This window comes from Dactylosporangium sp. CA-092794, assembly GCF_050948465.1.
GTDB lineage: Bacteria > Actinomycetota > Actinomycetes > Mycobacteriales > Micromonosporaceae > Dactylosporangium.
The window spans coordinates 11,981,359-11,997,496 of the sequence record NZ_CP192044.1; the positions used below are offsets into that span (position 1 = coordinate 11,981,359).

The following is a 16,138-nucleotide window of genomic DNA, read 5'->3' on the forward strand; positions in this document are numbered from 1 at the left end:
GCCGCCGGGGGGTCAGGCGCCGTACGAACGGAGGGCGTCGATCGCGCGCACGGTGACGTCCTCGACCGGACCCGTGGCGTCGATGCCCACCAGCTTGCCCTGGGCGCCGTAGTAGTCGACCAGCGGCGACGTGTCGCGGGCGTAGACCTTCAGCCGCTCGGCGATGGTCTCGGCCTTGTCGTCGTCGCGCTGGAAGAGCTCACCGCCGCAGCGGTCACAGACGCCGTCGTGGGTCGGCGAGTCGAACTCGACGTGCCAGATCTTGCCGCAGCCACGGCAGGTCCGCCGGCCCGAAAGCCGGCGGATGACCTCTTCGTTCTCGACGACCAGCTCGAGCACGATGTCGAGCCCGGTGCCGAGGTCGGCCAGCAGCTTGTCCAGCGCGTTGGCCTGCGGCACGGTGCGCGGGAAGCCGTCGAGCAGGAAGCCGTCGAGCGAGTCGCCCTCGGCCAGCCGGTCGGACACCATGTTGATGGTGACCTCGTCGGGGACGAGCTGGCCCGCGTCCATGTACCGCTTGGCCTCGACGCCGAGCGGGGTGCCCTGCCCGACGTTGGCCCGGAAGATGTCGCCCGTGGAGATTTTGGGCACGGCGAGGTGCGCGGCGATGTACTCGGCCTGGGTCCCCTTGCCCGCCCCGGGGGGACCTACCAGCACCAGCCTCACTACCGGAGGAACCCTTCGTAGTTGCGCTGCATCAGCTGGCTCTCGATCTGCTTCACCGTCTCGAGGCCCACACCAACAATAATGAGCACCGCAGTACCGCCGAACGGGAAGTTCTGCAGAGCCTGGTTGCCGCCCACGATCCCGATGAGCAGGTTGGGCAGGATCGAGATGATGCCCAGGTAGAGCGCGCCGGGAAGCGTGATGCGGCTGAGGATGAAGTCAAGATACTCGGCCGTGGGCTTGCCCGGGCGGATGCCCGGCACGAAACCACCGTACTTCCGCATGTTGTCCGCCACCTCGGTCGGGTTGAAGGTGATGGACACGTAGAAGTAGGTGAAGAAGATGATCAGCAGGAAGTAGATCGAGATGTGCCAGGCGCTGTTCTGCGGCACGATGTTGCGGTTGATCCACAGGATGGTCTTGTTCGTCGTGTCCGAGCCGGCGAACGAGGTCACCAGCTGCGGCAGGTAGAGCAGCGACGAGGCGAAGATGACCGGGATGACGCCCGCCTGGTTGACCTTCAGGGGGATGTACGTCGAGGTCCCGCCATACATCCGCCGGCCGATCATCCGCTTGGCATACTGCACCGGGATGCGCCGCTGGGCCTGCTCGAGGAAGACGACGAAGGCGATGACCACCACGGCCAGGCCGACGATCACGAAGAACGTGGTCTTGTTGTCCTGCCAGATCTGGATGCCCTCGTTGGGGAGGCGGGCCGCGATCGAGGTGAAGATCAGCACCGACATGCCGTTGCCGACGCCGCGGTCGGTGACCAGCTCACCCAGCCACATGATCACGCCGGTGCCGGCGGTCATGGTGACGACCAGCGCGCCGAGGGTCAGCCACATCGGGATCTTGTGGGTGTCCGGGATGATCGGATACTGCGACTGGTCGCACGCGCCACCGAAGAGCTGGCCGGACCGCGCCAGGGCGACGAACGCCGAGGCCTGCAGGATACCGAGGCCGAGCGTCAGGTAGCGCGTGTACTGCGTGATCTTCGCCTGGCCGGACTGGCCCTCCTTGCGCAGCTGCTCCAGCCGCGGGATCACCACCGTCAGCAGCTGCAGGATGATGCTCGCTGTGATGTAGGGCATAATGCCCAGCGCGAACACCGAAAGCTGCAGCAGCGCACCGCCGGAGAACAGGTTCAGCAGGGTGAAGACCTGGTTGTCCGCGCTGTTCTCGACGATGTTGAGACACTTCTGCACGTTGCCGTATGACACGCCGGGGCTGGGCAAGGTGGCACCGAGCCGGTAGATGGCGATCATGAACAACGTGAAAAAGATTTTCTTGCGCAGGTCAGGCGTTCGGAACGCGCTAACAAAGGCGGAGAGCAACTTCATCCTCCTGCGCAAGGCGGCCGGTCGTTCGGCCGACGAGGTGGGGTCCGGGTGGAGCTTGTGATGCTGTCGTGCGTATGAGTCGAGCGTGTTACCGCGCAACGGACTCTAACAGGATGTCTCGTGCACATCACGCCCGGCTTTGGATGCACCGCGTGGCGCCCACCACTCGGTGGGCGCCACGATAGCGCTCTATGCCGCTTCGCCGCCGAGCACGGTGACGGAACCACCGGCAGCCTCGATCTTCTCCTTGGCCGACGCACTGAACTTGTGCGCGCTGACCTGCAGCTTCACGCCGCCGAGCTCACCGTCGCCGAGCACCTTGACCGGCTCGCCCTTGCGCACGGCACCGGCCTCGACGAGGTCGGTCACGCCAACGGTACCGCCCTGCGGGAACAGCTCCGCCAAGCGAGCGAGGTTCACGACCTGAAACTCGACGCGGTTGCGGTTGCGGAAGCCCTTGAGCTTCGGCAGGCGCATGTGGAGGGGCATCTGCCCACCCTCGAACGCCGCCGAGATGTTCTTGCGGGCCTTGGAGCCCTTGGTGCCACGACCGGCGGTCTTGCCCTTGGAGCCCTCACCGCGACCCACGCGGGTCTTCTCGGTCTTGGCTCCCGGGGCGGGCCGCAGGTGGTGCAGCTTGATCGTCATCGGATTACTCCACCTCTTCCACGGTGACCAGGTGCGTCACGGTGTGGATCATGCCGCGGATCTCCGGGCGGTCCTCCTTGACGACCACGTCGCGGATCCGCTTCAGCCCGAGGGAACGCAGCGTCTCGCGCTGGTTCTGCTTCGAGCCGATCTCGGACCGGATCTGGGTGACCTTCAGACGAGCCATGGCTATGCACCCGCCCCGGCGCGAGCGGCCAGCATCGCGGCCGGCGCGACATCCTCGACCGGCAGGCCACGGCGCGCGGCCACCGCCTCCGGCGCCTCGAGCTTCTTCAGCGCCGCCACCGTCGCGTGCACGATGTTGATCGCGTTGGAGGAGCCCAGGCTCTTCGACAGCACGTCGTGGATGCCCGCGCACTCCAGGACCGCGCGGACCGGGCCGCCGGCGATGACACCCGTACCGGCCGAGGCCGGCTTGAGCAGCACCACACCGGCCGCGTCCTCGCCGATCACCGGGTGCGGGATCGTGGCCGCGAGCCGCGGCACCTTGAAGAAGTGCTTCTTGGCCTCCTCGACGCCCTTGGCGATCGCCGCGGGCACCTCCTTGGCCTTGCCGTAACCGACGCCGACCGTGCCGTCGCCGTCACCGACGATGACCAGGGCGGTGAAGCTGAAGCGACGACCACCCTTCACGACCTTGGCGACCCGGTTGATCGCGACGACCCGCTCCAGATGCGGCGTCTTCTCGGCGGGCGCGTTGCCGCGGCCGCCACCCTCGCGACGATTCTCGCGACGGCCGCCACCTTCTTGGGTGTTACCGGACCCGCCGCCCCTGCGCTGAGGACCAGGCATGAACGTTTCTCCTTCTAGAACTCGAGTCCGGCTTCGCGGGCGGCGTCCGCCAGGGCGGCGATGCGCCCGGCGTACTTGTTGCCACCACGGTCGAAGACGACCTTGCCGACACCCGCGGCCCTGGCCCGCTCGGCCAGGAGGGCGCCCACCTTGCGGGCCTGCGCCTTCTTGTCGCCATCGGTGCCGCGGATGGTCGCGTCGAGCGTCGAGGCCGAGGCCAGCGTGTGGCCCTTGAGGTCGTCGACGATCTGCGCGCTGATGTTGCGCAGCGACCGGGTGACCACCAGGCGGGGACGCTCGGCGGTGCCACCGACGTGCTTGCGGATGCGGAAGTGCCGGCGAGCACGCCCCGTGCGGCGCGCGGAGGCGACGCCACCGGAGTTGCGGCGCTTGAGCAGCGTGGCGCTCATTTCTTACCAGCCTTTCCGGCCTTGCGGCGAATGTTCTCGCCCTGGTACCGCACGCCCTTGCCCTTGTACGGCTCCGGCGGGCGAATCTTGCGGATGTTGGCGGCCACCTCGCCGACCTGCTGCTTGTCGATGCCGGCGATGTGGAACAGCGTCGGCCGCTCGACCGTGAAGCTGATGCCGGGCGGCGGCGTGACGACCACCGGGTGCGAGAACCCGAGCGCGAACTCGAGGTCGCTGCCCTTCGCCGCGACGCGGTAACCGGTGCCGGCGATCTCCAGGCTCTTGCGGTAGCCCTCGGTCACCCCGACCACCATGTTGGAGATCAGCGTCCGGGACAGCCCGTGCAGCTCCTTGGACCGCCGCTCGTCGTTCGGGCGGACGACGTTGAAGCTGCCGTCCTCGGCCCGCTCCAGCGAGATCGGCTCGGCCAGGGTGTGCTTGAGCTCGCCCTTGGGGCCCTTGACGGTGACGACCGGGCCGTCGACCTTGATTTCGACGCCCGAGGGAACCGTGATCGGCTTACGTCCGATTCGAGACATGTGATGCCCTCCCTTACCAGACGTAGGCGAGGACTTCCCCGCCCACCCCTCGCTTGCGAGCCTGCTTGTCGGTCAGCAGGCCCTGGGACGTCGAGATGATGGCCACACCGAGGCCGCCGAGCACGCGCGGCATTTCGACCGACTTGGCGTAGACGCGCAGGCCGGGCTTTGACACGCGGCGGATGCCGGCGAGGCTGCGCTCACGGTTCTGCCCGTACTTGAGGTCGACGACGAGGGTCTTGCCCACCTTGCCGTCCTCGGGCTCCTGAACCTGCCACGCGGACACGTAGCCCTCGGACTTGAGCACCTCGGCGATGTTCGCCTTGATCTTCGAATATGGCATCGACACCCGGTCGTGGTACGCCTGGTTGGCGTTGCGCAGACGGGTCAGCATGTCTGCGATCGGGTCGGTCATGGTCATGGGTTTGTCAGCCTTTCTCGCCGCGGTTCCGCACCGGTGGGGTGGGCCTGCGGCGAAGGAGGATTACCAGGAAGCCTTGGAAACGCCGGGCAGTTCGCCACGGTGCGCCATCTCGCGGATGCACACGCGGCACAGACCGAACTTGCGGTAGACGGCCTTGGGCCGGCCGCAGCGCTGGCAGCGGGTGTAGGCGCGGACCGCGAACTTGGGCTTCGCGGCGGCCTTGAGGACGAGAGCCTTCTTCGCCATTGGTCAGTTCTCCCTAGTTCTCACGGAAGGGGAAACCGAGCAGCTTGAGCAGGGCCCGGCCTTCCTCGTCCGTGCGGGCGGTGGTGACCACGGTGATGTCCATCCCTCGCGGCCGGTCGATGCGATCCTGGTCGATCTCGTGGAACACCGACTGCTCCGTGAGACCGAACGTGTAGTTGCCGTTGCCGTCGAGCTTGCGCCCGTCGAGGCCGCGGAAGTCGCGGATACGCGGCAGCGCGATCGACAGCAGCCGGTCCAGGAACTCCCACATGCGGTCGTTGCGCAGCGTGACCTTGGCGCCGATCGGCATGCCCTCGCGCAGCTTGAACTGCGCGATCGACTTGGTCGCCCGGCGCACCTGCGGCTTCTGGCCGGTGATGGTGGCCAGGTCGCGCACCGCGCCGTCGATCAGCTTGGAGTCCCGGGCCGCCTCGCCGACGCCCATGTTGACGACGACCTTCACCACGCCGGGGATCTGCATGACGTTGGCGTACTTGAACTGCTCCCGCATCGCCGGCGCGATCTCGTCGCGGTAGCGCTGCTTGAGGCGCGGGTTCACCTTCTCGACCGTCGTCATCACAGTTCCTTACCGCTACGGCGGGACACGCGGGTCTTCACGCCGTTCTCGTCCTCGCGGGCGCCGACCCGGGTGGCGTTGCCGTCCGAGTCGATCACCATCACGTTGGAGATGTGGATCGGGGCTTCCTGGGTCACGATGCCACCGGTCTTGGAGCCCCGCTGGGTGGTGCGGATGCGGGTGTGCTTCTTGACCCGGTTCACGCCCTCGACGATGACCTTGTCCTCGCGCGGCAGCGCGGTCAGCACCTTGCCCCGCTGACCCTTGTCCTTGCCGGCGATGACCAGGACGGTGTCGCCCTTCTTGACCTTCATGGCTACAACACCTCCGGCGCGAGCGAGATGATCTTCATGAAACGCTTGTCCCGCAGCTCGCGCCCGACCGGGCCGAAGATGCGGGTGCCGCGCGGGTCGCCGCCGTCCTTGATGATCACGGCGGCGTTCTCGTCGAAACGGATGTACGAACCGTCCGGCCGGCGCCGTTCCTTCGTGGTGCGCACGACGACGGCCTTGACCACGTCGCCCTTCTTCACGCCGGCGCCCGGGATGGCGTCCTTCACCGTGGCCACGATGATGTCACCGATGCCTGCATAGCGGCGACCCGAGCCACCGAGCACACGGATGCACAGGATTTCCCGGGCACCCGTGTTGTCGGCGACGCGCAGCCGCGACTCCTGCTGAATCACGCTTTTCTCCTAATGACGTCTGCCAGTTCTCGGCACCGGAGGGCCCGAGCTTGGCGGAACGGCGGCCTTACTTGGCCTTTTCGAGGATCTCCACGACCCGCCAGCGCTTGGTCGCCGACAGGGGACGGGTCTCCATGAGCAGCACCCGGTCGCCGATGCCGCACGCGTTCTGCTCGTCGTGCGCCTTCAGCTTGCTGGTGCGGCGCATGACCTTGCCGTACAGCGGGTGCTTGACCTGGTCCTCGACCGCCACGACGACGGTCTTGTTCATCTTGTCGCTGACCACGAGGCCCTCGCGGACCTTGCGGCGGCCGCGCACCTCGGTGCCCGACTCGGTCGTCTGCTCGCTCATGCTCATGCCACCTCAGCCACAGCGTCGGGCGCGGCCGAAAGACCCAGCTCGCGCTCGCGCATGATCGTGTAGATCCGGGCGATGTCCCTGCGGATGATCTGCAGGCGCCCGTGGTTGTCCAGCTGGCCGGTGGCCGACTGGACGCGGAGGTTGAACAGCTCCGCCTTGGCTTCCCGCAGCTTCTCGACCAGGCCCTCGTCGGACAGCTCACGCAGCTCGGTCGCCTTGATACCGGCGGCCATCACACATCAGCCCCTTCGCGCGTGACGATCCGGCACTTCAGCGGAAGCTTGTGGATCGCGCGGCGCATCGCTTCGCGGGCGATCTGCTCGTTCGGGAACGACATCTCGAAGAGGATCCGGCCCGGCTTGATGTTGGCCACCCACCACTCCGGCGAGCCCTTGCCGGAACCCATCCGGGTCTCGGCCGGCTTCTTGGTGATGGAGCGGTCCGGGAAGATCGTGATCCAGACCTTGCCACCACGGCGGATGTGCCGGGTCATGGCGATACGTGCCGCCTCGATCTGCCGGTTCGTGATGTACGCCGGCTCCAGCGCCTGGATGCCGAACTCGCCGAAGACCACGCGAGTGCCGCCCTTCGCCGGGCCGTGCCGGTCCGGGTGGTGCGGCTTGCGGAAGCCCTTCGGGGGCTTACGAGGGATCAGCATTCGTCAGCCCTCCTGCTGCGTCTCTGCCGGAGCGGCGGCCGCCTCCGGGGCGGGCTCGCTCCCGCCGGCAGCCTCCGCGGCCGCTGCGGCGGCCGCGGCCCGGCCGGCCTCGGTGCCACCGGCGGTCGTGCCGGAGGAGCCGGAACGCCCGCGACGCGGCCGCTCGGGCCGGTCGGTGCGCTCGCGGCGGCCCCGCGGGGCGGCGGCCTCGGCCGGCGCCTCGCGACCCGGAACGGCGTCGCCCTTGTAGATCCACACCTTCACGCCGATGCGGCCGAAGGTGGTACGCGCCTCGAAGAAGCCGTACTCGATGTTCGCGCGCAGCGAGTGCAGCGGGACGCGGCCCTCGCGGTAGAACTCGGTCCGGCTCATCTCGGCGCCGCCGAGGCGGCCGGAGACCTGCACCCGGATGCCGCGCACCAGCGTGTTCTTCATCGCCGACTGCATGGCCTTGCGCATCGCCCGGCGGAAGCTGACCCGGCTGGACAGCTGCTCGGCCACGCCCTGCGCGACCAGCTGCGCGTCCGACTCGGGGCTCTTCACCTCGAGGATGTTGAGCTGCACCTGCTTGCCGGTGAGCTTCTCCAGCTCCGCGCGGATGCGGTCGGCCTCGGCACCCTTACGGCCGATGACGATGCCCGGGCGGGCCGTGTGGATGTCCACGCGGACCCGGTCGCGGGTGCGCTCGATGTCGACCTTGGCGATGCCGGCCCGCTCCAGACCCTTGGACATCATCCGGCGGATCTTGACGTCCTCGGCGATGTAGTCCTTGTAGAGCTTGTCGGCATACCAGCGCGACTTCCAGTCGGTGCTGATGCCGAGCCGGAACCCGTGCGGGTGAACCTTCTGACCCATTACTCGGTCCCTTCCTCGGCGTCAGCCGTCTGCGCTGCCGCCTTCTTGGCCGGAGCCTGCTTCGCCGGCGCGGCCTGCTTCGCCGGGCGCGGCTCTTCGTCAGTCTCCGGCGTCACGGCCTTGGCGGCCTTGGTCGCCTTGGCCACGCCGGCTTTCGCCGCGCGGGCCTGGGCGGCCGGGACGCTCTCGACCACGATCGTGATGTGGCTGGTGCGCTTGCGGATCCGGTACGCCCGGCCCTGCGCCCGCGGCCGGAACCGCTTGAGCGTCGGGCCCTCGTCGACGTAGGCCTCGGCGACCAGGAGCGAATCGGGGTCGAGACGCTCATTGTTCTCTGCGTTGGCGATGGCGCTCGCGAGCACCTTGTAGACCGGCTCGCTCGCCGACTGCGGCGCGAACTGCAGCACCGTGAGCGCCTCGCGCGCGGGCAGGCCACGCACGAGGTTCACCACACGGCGCGCCTTCATCGGCGACACGCGGACGTGCCGCGCGATCGCCCGCGCACCGGGCAGCGCCGCCTCGCTCTTCGTTGGCATCGGGAAATCCTCTTGATTCCTATCGGCTGCCTTAGCGGCGGCGGCTCTTCCGGTCGTCCTTCTCGTGACCCTTGAACGTGCGGGTCAGCGCGAACTCGCCGAGCTTGTGCCCGACCATCGCCTCGGTCACGAACACGGGCACGTGCTTGCGTCCGTCGTGGACGGCGATCGTGTGGCCGAGCATCTCGGGCACGATCGTCGACCGGCGCGACCAGGTCTTGATGACGTTCTTGGAGTTCTTGGCGTTCTGGACTTCCACCTTCTTGATCAGGTGGTCGTCGACGAACGGGCCCTTCTTCAGGCTGCGAGGCATTGCTCAGGCTCCTTAGCCGCGCTTCCGGGTGGCGTAACGCCTACGGACGATGAGACGGTCGCTCGGCTGGCCCTTGCGCCGCGTGCGGCCCTCCGGCTTGCCCTTCGGGTTGACCGGGTGGCGACCACCCGAGGTCTTACCCTCACCACCACCGTGCGGGTGGTCGATCGGGTTCATCGCGACACCACGGACGGTCGGGCGCTTGCCCTTCCACCGCATGCGGCCGGCCTTGCCCCAGTTGATGTTCGACTGGTCGGCGTTGCCGATCTCGCCAACGGTGGCCCGGCAGTGCACGTCGACCCGCCGGATCTCGCCCGAGGGCATGCGGAGCGTGGCGTACTGCCCCTCGCGGCCCAGCAGCTGGATGCCGACGCCGGCTGAGCGGGCCAGCTTGGCGCCGCCGCCCGGGCGCAGCTCCACCGCGTGGACGGTGGTGCCGACCGGGATGTTGCGCAGCGGCAGGTTGTTGCCCGGCTTGATGTCCGCGCCGGCGCCCGCCTCGACCTGGTCGCCCTGCTTGAGGTCCTTCGGGGCGATGATGTAGCGCTTCTCGCCGTCGGCGTAGTGCAGCAGGGCGATGCGCGCGGTGCGGTTGGGGTCGTACTCGATGTGCGCGACCTTGGCGGGGATCCCGTCCTTGTCGGCACGCCGGAAGTCGATCAACCGGTACTGGCGCTTGTGCCCGCCGCCCTGGTGACGCGCGGTGACCCGCCCGTGAACGTTGCGACCGCCCTTGCTCGGCAGCGGAACGAGCAGCGACTTCTCCGGCGTCGACCGGGTGATCTCGGCGAAGTCGGCGACACTCGCGCCACGACGACCGGGCGTCGTCGGCTTGTACTTACGGATAGCCATCGTCTATACCCCTCAGCTGACCGGTCCGCCGAAGGCTTCGATCCGGTCACCCTCGGCGAGCTTCACCATCGCCCGCTTCGTGTCCTTGCGCTTGCCCCAGCCGGTGCGGGTCCGCTTGCGCTTGCCTTCGCGATTGATGGTGTTGACCGACAGGACGCGGACGTTGAAGATCTGCTGGATAGCGATCTTGATCTCCGTCTTGTTCGCGTCCGGGTGCACCAGGAACGTGTACCAGTTGCGGTTGAGCTCGCTGTAGCTCTTCTCCGAGACCACCGGCTTGATGATCACGTCGCGCGGGTCGGCGATCGTCGCCATGGCTCAGCCCTCCTCGTTGCTGTCGGCGTCGGCACTCTCGCCGTCCGCGGCCGGCACCCCGAGGAACTCGTTCAGCGCCGCGGTCGTGAAGACCACGTCGTCGGAGATGAGCACGTCGTGGGTGTTGAGCTGGTCGGCGACCAGCAGGTGCACCGACGGCTCGTTACGCAGGCTCAGCCAGTTGGCCTCGTCGTCACGGGACAGGACCACCAGGATGCGGCGCGCCTCGGTGATGCCGCGCAGCACCTTGAGCGCGTCCTTCGTCTTCGGCGTCTCACCCTCGATGAAGTTCTCGACGACGTGGACGTTGCCCCCGCGGGCGCGGTCCGACAGCGCGCCGCGCAGGGCGGCCGCCTTCATCTTCTTGTTCACCCGCTGGCTGTAGTCCCGCGGCTGCGGGCCGTGGACCACGCCACCGCCGGTGAACTGCGGCGCGCGGATCGAGCCCTGCCGGGCGCGACCGGTGCCCTTCTGCTTGTAGGGCTTCTTGCCGCCGCCGGCGACCTCGCCGCGCGTCTTGGCCTTGTGCGTGCCCTGCCGGGCGGCGTTGAGCTGGGCCACGACGACCTGGTGCAGCAGCGGGATGCTGGCCTGCGCGTCGAAGATCTCGCCGGGGAGCTCGACGGTGCCGTTGGTCTCGCCATCGACCGTGCGAATGTCAACGGTGGTCATTTGGTGATCCCACCCTTCTGCGCCTTCGCCTCGACCTTGGCCGCGCTGCGCAGCAGCACGAGGCTGCCCTTCGGGCCCGGGATCGCGCCCCTGACCAGGATCAGCCCGTCCTCGGCCTCGACCTTCTGGATGGTCAGGTTCTGCACGGTGAAGCGCACGCCACCCATGCGACCGGCCATCCGCACGCCCTTGAAGACGCGACCGGGGGTCGCGCAGGCGCCGATGGAGCCGGGCGAGCGGTGCTTGCGCTCGACACCGTGGCTGGCCCGCAGGCCGTGAAAGCCGTGCCGCTTCATGACACCGGCGTAGCCCTTGCCCTTGCTGCGGCCGGTCACGTCGATGCGCTGGCCGGCGGCGAAGGCGTCGGCGGTGATCTCCTGGCCGGGCGAGTACTCACCCGCGTCGGTGGTCCGCAGCTCGACGATGTGCCGGCGCGGCGCGACGTCCGCCTTGGCGAAGTGGCCGGCGCGCGGCTTGTTGACCTTGCGGGGGTCGATCTGGCCCCACGCCAGCTGGACCGCCGAGTAGCCGTCGTTGTCGGGCGTGCGCACCTGGGTCACGACGCACGGGCCGGCCTGCACCACGGTCACCGGGACAACCTTGCCGTTGTCCCAGACCTGGGTCATGCCGAGCTTCTCACCCAGGATGCCCTTGACTTGCCTGTCCATAAGTCCGAGTCCCTACAGCTTGATCTCGATGTCGACGCCGGCCGGCAGATCGAGCCGCATCAGCGAGTCGACCGTCTTCGGGGTGGGGTCGATGATGTCGATCAGTCGCTTGTGCGTGCGCATCTCGAAGTGCTCGCGCGAGTCCTTGTACTTGTGCGGCGAGCGGATCACGCAGTAGCGGTTGATCTCAGTGGGCAGCGGCACCGGCCCAGCGACCTGAGCCCCGGTGCGCGTGACCGTCTCGACGATCTTCCGCGCCGAGGAGTCGACGACCTCGTGGTCGTAGGCCTTGAGCCGGATGCGGATCTTCTGTCCCGCCATGGTGGCTTCGTTCCTTCTCTCGTGCAGGGCCGGGAAGCCCTGCGAACCCCGAGGGGTCCGGTGCCGCCGATAAGTTGTCTGTCCGACCCCCGCGGTCGGGCGTGTCGCGGCCAAGGGCCAGGCTCCGCCGCAGACAATTTCCGCTGTGGAGACCTACCCCAGGGCGTGCCACGCCCAAGTCGTGGGGAGTGCGCCAGTCACAGAACTGACGCCGCGCAGAAGCGGTCGAGACTTCTCAACGAGCAGTCTCGACCGCTCCACGACGCAACCCGTCCATTATGCCGCACGTACTGCGACAAAGTGAAATCGGGGTACCTCAGGATCGTTACTTGAGGATCTTCGTTACACGGCCGGCGCCGACGGTGCGGCCACCCTCGCGGATCGCGAAGCGGAGGTTCTCCTCCATCGCGATGGGCTGGATGAGCTGCACCGACATGCTGGTGTTGTCGCCCGGCATGACCATCTCGGTGCCCTCGGGCAGCGTGACGACGCCGGTGACGTCGGTGGTGCGGAAGTAGAACTGCGGCCGGTAGTTCTGGAAGAACGGGGTGTGCCGGCCACCCTCCTCCTTGGAGAGGATGTAGACGGTCGCCTCGAACTCGGTGTGCGGGGTGTTGCTGCCCGGCTTCACCACGACCATGCCGCGCTCGACGTCCTCGCGCTTGATACCACGCAGGAGCAGACCGACGTTCTCGCCGGCGCGCGCCTCGTCGAGGATCTTGCGGAACATCTCGATCGCCGTGCAGGTGGTCTTCATCGACTTGGCCTTGATGCCAACGATCTCGACCTCCTCGTTCGGCTTGAGGATGCCACGCTCGACGCGGCCGGTCACGACCGTGCCACGACCGGTGATCGTGAAGACGTCCTCGACGGGCATGAGGAACGGCTTCTCGGTCTCGCGCTCGGGCTGCGGGATCGCGGTGTCGACCGCGTTCATGAGCTCCATGAGCGCGTCCGCCCACTTCGGGTCACCCTCGAGCGCCTTGAGCGCCGAGACCCGCACGACCGGAGCGTCGTCGCCCGGGAACTCCTGGCTCGACAGCAGCTCACGGACCTCGAGCTCGACGAGCTCGAGGAGCTCCTCGTCGTCGACCATGTCGCTCTTGTTGAGCGCCACGACGATGTACGGCACACCGACCTGGCGGGCCAGCAGCACGTGCTCACGGGTCTGCGGCATGGGGCCGTCGGTCGCCGCCACCACCAGGATCGCGCCATCCATCTGCGCGGCACCGGTGATCATGTTCTTGATGTAGTCGGCGTGACCCGGGCAGTCCACGTGGGCGTAGTGCCGGTTCTCGGTCTGGTACTCGACGTGCGCGATCGAGATCGTGATGCCGCGGGCCTTCTCCTCCGGCGCCTTGTCGATCTCGTCGAACGGCGTGTACGGGTTCACGTCCGGCATCCGGTCGTGCAGCACCTTGGTAATGGCCGCCGTCAGCGTCGTCTTACCGTGGTCGATGTGACCGATGGTGCCGATGTTGACGTGCGGCTTAGTCCGCTCGAACTTCGCCTTCGCCACTGGTGTCCTCCTGTGGACTTCTTGGTTCACGGTGTGCCAACGCTGGAAGCGCCGACGCACCCTGTCGACGGATCACCCCCGCAAGAAAAGCGGGGATAACTACTCTCCGGTCGCCTTCGCGATGATCTCCTTCGCCACGTTCGCGGGAACCTCGGCGTAGGAGTCGAACTGCATCGAGTAGCTCGCCCGGCCCTGGGTCTTCGACCGGAGGTCGCCGACGTAGCCGAACATTTCCGACAGCGGCACGGTGGCGCGGACGACGCGGGCACCGCCGCGCTCCTCCATCGCCTGGATCGTGCCACGCCGGGAGTTGAGGTCACCGATGACGTCGCCCATGTTCTCCTCGGGCGTGGTGACCTCGACCGCCATCAGCGGCTCGAGGAGCACCGGGTTGGCCCTGCGGGCCGCGTCCTTCAGCACCATCGAACCAGCGATCTTGAACGCCATCTCGGACGAGTCGACCTCGTGGTACTGGCCGTCCAGCAGCGTCACCTTGAGACCCACCAGCGGGAAGCCCGCCAGCACGCCGTACTGCATGGCGTCCTGCGCACCGGCGTCGACCGAGGGGATGAACTCCTTCGGGATGCGACCACCGGTGACCGCGTTGACGAACTCGTAGGTCGGGCCGTCGGCGGTCTGCTCCAGCGGCTCGAGCCTGATGATGACCCGCGCGTACTGACCGGAGCCACCCGTCTGCTTCTTGTGGGTGTACTCGACCTTGTCCGCCACCGAGCGGACCGTCTCGCGGTAGGCCACCTGCGGCTTGCCGATGTTGGCCTCGACGTTGAACTCGCGCCGCATGCGGTCGACGAGGATGTCGAGGTGCAGCTCGCCCATGCCGGCGATGACCGTCTGCCCGGTCTCCTCGTCGTTCTTGACGCGGAAGGTCGGGTCCTCCTCGGCCAGGCGCTGGATGGCGGTGCCCAGCTTCTCCTGGTCGGCCTTCGTCTTGGGCTCGATGGCCACCTCGATGACCGGCTCCGGGAAGGTCATCGACTCGAGGATGACCGGGTTGGCCGGGTCGCACAGCGTGTCGCCGGTGGTGGTCTGCTTGAGACCCTGCACGGCGATGATGTCGCCGGCACCGGCGTTGCTGCGCTCCTCACGCTTGTTCGCGTGCATCTGGTAGATCTTGCCGATCCGCTCCTTGCGGTCCTTGGTGGAGTTGACCACCTGGGAGCCGGAGTCGAGCGAGCCGGAGTAGATGCGCACGTAGGTGAGCTTGCCGAGGTGCTTGTCGGTCTGGATCTTGAAGGCCAGGCCGGAGAACGGCTCGTCGACCGAGGGCTTGCGCAGCAGCGGCGTCTCGCCGTCCGTCGCGATGCCCTCGATCGCCGGAATGTCCAGCGGGGAGGGCAGGAAGTCGACGACCGCGTCGAGCATGGGCTGGACGCCCTTGTTCTTGAACGCGGAGCCACACACGACCGGGTTGAGCTTGCCGGCGATGGTCGCCCGGCGGATCGCCGCCTTGAGGTCCTTGACGTCGATGTCCTCGCCGTCGAGGTAGCGCACCAGGATGTCGTCGTCGGCCTCGGACAGCGTCTCGAGGAGCTTCTCCCGCCACTCGTTGGCCTGGTCGAGCAGGCCGGCGGGCACCTCCTCGATCGTGTAGTCCTCACCCTTCTGGGTCTCGCCGCGCCAGGTCAGCGCGCGCATGCCCAGCAGGTCGACGACGCCGATGTGGTCGCCCTCGAGCCCGATCGGGATCTGCAGCACCAGCGGGGTGGCGTTGAGCCGGTCGATCATCATCTGCACACAGCGGAAGAAGTCGGCACCGGTGCGGTCCAGCTTGTTGACGAAGCACATACGCGGGACGTTGTACTTGTCCGCCTGACGCCAGACGTTCTCGGTCTGCGGCTCAACGCCGGCGACGCCGTCGTAGACCGCCACCGCGCCGTCGAGGACGCGCAGCGACCGCTCGACCTCGACCGTGAAGTCGACGTGGCCGGGCGTGTCGATGATCTGGATCGTGTGGCCCTTCCACTCGCACTTCGTGGCAGCGGAGGTGATGGTGATGCCGCGCTCCTGCTCCTGCTCCATCCAGTCCATGACCGCCGCGCCCTCGTGGACCTCGCCGATCTTGTACGTGATGCCGGTGTAGAAGAGGATGCGCTCGGTCGTCGTCGTCTTACCGGCGTCGATGTGCGCCATGATGCCGATGTTGCGGACCTTGGCGAGGGCGGCGTCTGCGGCAGCCACTACAAATCCCTACTTCGTCTCTCGTCGTTGCCGGGGAAGCGTTCGCTTACCAGCGGTAGTGCGCGAAGGCCTTGTTGGACTCCGCCATCTTGTGGGTGTCTTCGCGGCGCTTGACCGAGGCGCCGAGGCCGTTGCTCGCGTCGAGCAGCTCGTTCATGAGCCGCTCCACCATGGTCTTCTCGCGCCGGGCGCGGGAGTAGGTGACCAGCCAGCGCAGGCCCAGCGTCGTGGCCCGCGGCGGGCGCACCTCGACCGGCACCTGGTAGGTCGCGCCACCGACGCGGCGGCTGCGGACCTCGAGGGTCGGCTTGACGTTGTCCATCGCGCGCTTGAGCGTCACCACGGGGTCGGTGCCGGTCTTCTCACGGGCACCCTCGAGCGCGCTGTAGACGATGCGCTCGGCGAGCTGCCGCTTGCCCTCGACCAGGATCTTGTTGATCAGCTGCGTCACGAGCAGGGAGTTGTACACCGGGTCCGCCACGAGCGGCCGGCGCGGCGCGGGGCCTTTACGCGGCATG

At 67.7% G+C, this 16,138-nt stretch carries 26 protein-coding genes; all 26 read right to left on the reverse strand.

All coding sequences use genetic code 11. The features are described 5' to 3' along the window. Nucleotides 1-12: 12 nt before the first annotated feature. Nucleotides 13-666 carry an adenylate kinase gene (locus tag ACQPXD_RS51910; RefSeq protein WP_432831908.1) on the reverse strand — a complete coding sequence of 218 codons (654 nt, stop codon included), beginning with the start codon at nt 664-666 and terminating at the stop codon, nt 13-15. Continuing rightward, nucleotides 666-2,003: a preprotein translocase subunit SecY gene (gene secY / locus ACQPXD_RS51915; protein WP_432844278.1), complete on the reverse strand. Its 1,338-nt coding sequence runs from the start codon at nt 2,001-2,003 to the stop codon at nt 666-668. Before secY ends, ACQPXD_RS51910 begins: the two co-directional genes overlap by 1 nt. Before the next feature lie 195 nt (nt 2,004-2,198). Then, a complete protein-coding gene (rplO, locus tag ACQPXD_RS51920) occupies nt 2,199-2,657 on the reverse strand; it encodes a 50S ribosomal protein L15 (RefSeq protein ID WP_432831910.1) in 459 nt (152 codons plus the stop codon). A gap of 4 nt (nt 2,658-2,661) precedes the next feature. Then, nucleotides 2,662-2,844 (reverse strand): 50S ribosomal protein L30, encoded by a 183-nt coding sequence (rpmD, locus tag ACQPXD_RS51925; protein ID WP_432831912.1) that lies wholly within the window; start codon nt 2,842-2,844, stop codon nt 2,662-2,664. A 2-nt stretch (nt 2,845-2,846) separates the two neighbouring features. After that, the gene (gene rpsE / locus ACQPXD_RS51930) at nt 2,847-3,470 is read right to left on the reverse strand and encodes a 30S ribosomal protein S5 (RefSeq protein ID WP_432831914.1); all 624 of its coding nucleotides are present in this window, start codon (nt 3,468-3,470) and stop codon (nt 2,847-2,849) included. A gap of 14 nt (nt 3,471-3,484) precedes the next feature. Continuing rightward, a complete protein-coding gene (gene rplR, locus ACQPXD_RS51935) occupies nt 3,485-3,880 on the reverse strand; it encodes a 50S ribosomal protein L18 (protein WP_432831916.1) in 396 nt (131 codons plus the stop codon). Further along, nucleotides 3,877-4,419, reverse strand: coding sequence for a 50S ribosomal protein L6 (gene rplF, locus ACQPXD_RS51940; RefSeq protein WP_432831918.1), 543 nt, complete (start codon nt 4,417-4,419; stop codon nt 3,877-3,879). The genes rplR and rplF overlap by 4 nt, the downstream gene beginning before the upstream one ends. 13 nt (nt 4,420-4,432) lie before the next feature. Continuing rightward, nucleotides 4,433-4,840, reverse strand: a complete 408-nt coding sequence (rpsH, locus tag ACQPXD_RS51945) for a 30S ribosomal protein S8 (RefSeq protein WP_432831920.1) — start codon at nt 4,838-4,840, stop codon at nt 4,433-4,435. 63 nt (nt 4,841-4,903) lie between these two features. Further along, nucleotides 4,904-5,089 (reverse strand): type Z 30S ribosomal protein S14, encoded by a 186-nt coding sequence (locus ACQPXD_RS51950; RefSeq protein ID WP_190249376.1) that lies wholly within the window; start codon nt 5,087-5,089, stop codon nt 4,904-4,906. A gap of 13 nt (nt 5,090-5,102) precedes the next feature. Further along, on the reverse strand, nt 5,103-5,666 hold the full coding sequence (gene rplE, locus ACQPXD_RS51955; RefSeq protein WP_432831923.1) for a 50S ribosomal protein L5: 564 nt from the start codon (nt 5,664-5,666) through the stop codon (nt 5,103-5,105). After that, nucleotides 5,666-5,980 carry a 50S ribosomal protein L24 gene (gene rplX / locus ACQPXD_RS51960; protein WP_432831925.1) on the reverse strand — a complete coding sequence of 105 codons (315 nt, stop codon included), beginning with the start codon at nt 5,978-5,980 and terminating at the stop codon, nt 5,666-5,668. Before rplX ends, rplE begins: the two co-directional genes overlap by 1 nt. A 2-nt stretch (nt 5,981-5,982) precedes the next feature. Next, a complete protein-coding gene (rplN, locus tag ACQPXD_RS51965; RefSeq protein ID WP_033357657.1) occupies nt 5,983-6,351 on the reverse strand; it encodes a 50S ribosomal protein L14 in 369 nt (122 codons plus the stop codon). Nucleotides 6,352-6,418: 67 nt separating this feature from the next. After that, entirely contained in the window at nt 6,419-6,703 is a 285-nt protein-coding gene (gene rpsQ / locus ACQPXD_RS51970; protein WP_238007611.1) for a 30S ribosomal protein S17, read from the reverse strand. 2 nt (nt 6,704-6,705) lie between these two features. Then, nucleotides 6,706-6,945 (reverse strand): 50S ribosomal protein L29, encoded by a 240-nt coding sequence (gene rpmC / locus ACQPXD_RS51975; protein WP_259859806.1) that lies wholly within the window; start codon nt 6,943-6,945, stop codon nt 6,706-6,708. Then, nucleotides 6,945-7,370, reverse strand: coding sequence for a 50S ribosomal protein L16 (rplP, locus tag ACQPXD_RS51980; protein ID WP_190249381.1), 426 nt, complete (start codon nt 7,368-7,370; stop codon nt 6,945-6,947). The genes rpmC and rplP overlap by 1 nt, the downstream gene beginning before the upstream one ends. A gap of 3 nt (nt 7,371-7,373) precedes the next feature. Beyond that, the gene (gene rpsC, locus ACQPXD_RS51985) at nt 7,374-8,225 is read right to left on the reverse strand and encodes a 30S ribosomal protein S3 (protein WP_432831929.1); all 852 of its coding nucleotides are present in this window, start codon (nt 8,223-8,225) and stop codon (nt 7,374-7,376) included. Further along, on the reverse strand, nt 8,225-8,761 hold the full coding sequence (rplV, locus tag ACQPXD_RS51990; RefSeq protein WP_432831931.1) for a 50S ribosomal protein L22: 537 nt from the start codon (nt 8,759-8,761) through the stop codon (nt 8,225-8,227). Before rplV ends, rpsC begins: the two co-directional genes overlap by 1 nt. 31 nt (nt 8,762-8,792) lie before the next feature. Further along, the gene (rpsS, locus tag ACQPXD_RS51995) at nt 8,793-9,074 is read right to left on the reverse strand and encodes a 30S ribosomal protein S19 (RefSeq protein WP_190249384.1); all 282 of its coding nucleotides are present in this window, start codon (nt 9,072-9,074) and stop codon (nt 8,793-8,795) included. A 12-nt stretch (nt 9,075-9,086) separates the two neighbouring features. After that, complete coding sequence (gene rplB / locus ACQPXD_RS52000) at nt 9,087-9,926, reverse strand: 50S ribosomal protein L2 (RefSeq protein WP_432831933.1); 840 nt, start codon at nt 9,924-9,926, stop codon at nt 9,087-9,089. Nucleotides 9,927-9,938: 12 nt separating this feature from the next. Beyond that, nucleotides 9,939-10,241 (reverse strand): 50S ribosomal protein L23, encoded by a 303-nt coding sequence (rplW, locus tag ACQPXD_RS52005; protein ID WP_432831935.1) that lies wholly within the window; start codon nt 10,239-10,241, stop codon nt 9,939-9,941. Between the two features lie 3 nt (nt 10,242-10,244). Next, nucleotides 10,245-10,913: a 50S ribosomal protein L4 gene (gene rplD, locus ACQPXD_RS52010; protein WP_432831937.1), complete on the reverse strand. Its 669-nt coding sequence runs from the start codon at nt 10,911-10,913 to the stop codon at nt 10,245-10,247. After that, the gene (gene rplC, locus ACQPXD_RS52015; protein WP_432831939.1) at nt 10,910-11,581 is read right to left on the reverse strand and encodes a 50S ribosomal protein L3; all 672 of its coding nucleotides are present in this window, start codon (nt 11,579-11,581) and stop codon (nt 10,910-10,912) included. Before rplC ends, rplD begins: the two co-directional genes overlap by 4 nt. 12 nt (nt 11,582-11,593) lie before the next feature. Then, the gene (gene rpsJ / locus ACQPXD_RS52020) at nt 11,594-11,902 is read right to left on the reverse strand and encodes a 30S ribosomal protein S10 (RefSeq protein WP_018347762.1); all 309 of its coding nucleotides are present in this window, start codon (nt 11,900-11,902) and stop codon (nt 11,594-11,596) included. A 325-nt stretch (nt 11,903-12,227) separates the two neighbouring features. Beyond that, complete coding sequence (gene tuf / locus ACQPXD_RS52025; RefSeq protein ID WP_432831941.1) at nt 12,228-13,421, reverse strand: elongation factor Tu; 1,194 nt, start codon at nt 13,419-13,421, stop codon at nt 12,228-12,230. Between the two features lie 99 nt (nt 13,422-13,520). Continuing rightward, nucleotides 13,521-15,620, reverse strand: a complete 2,100-nt coding sequence (fusA, locus tag ACQPXD_RS52030) for an elongation factor G (RefSeq protein ID WP_432831943.1) — start codon at nt 15,618-15,620, stop codon at nt 13,521-13,523. Nucleotides 15,621-15,666: 46 nt separating this feature from the next. Further along, on the reverse strand, nt 15,667-16,137 hold the full coding sequence (gene rpsG, locus ACQPXD_RS52035; protein WP_190249390.1) for a 30S ribosomal protein S7: 471 nt from the start codon (nt 16,135-16,137) through the stop codon (nt 15,667-15,669). Nucleotide 16,138 lies beyond the last annotated feature (1 nt).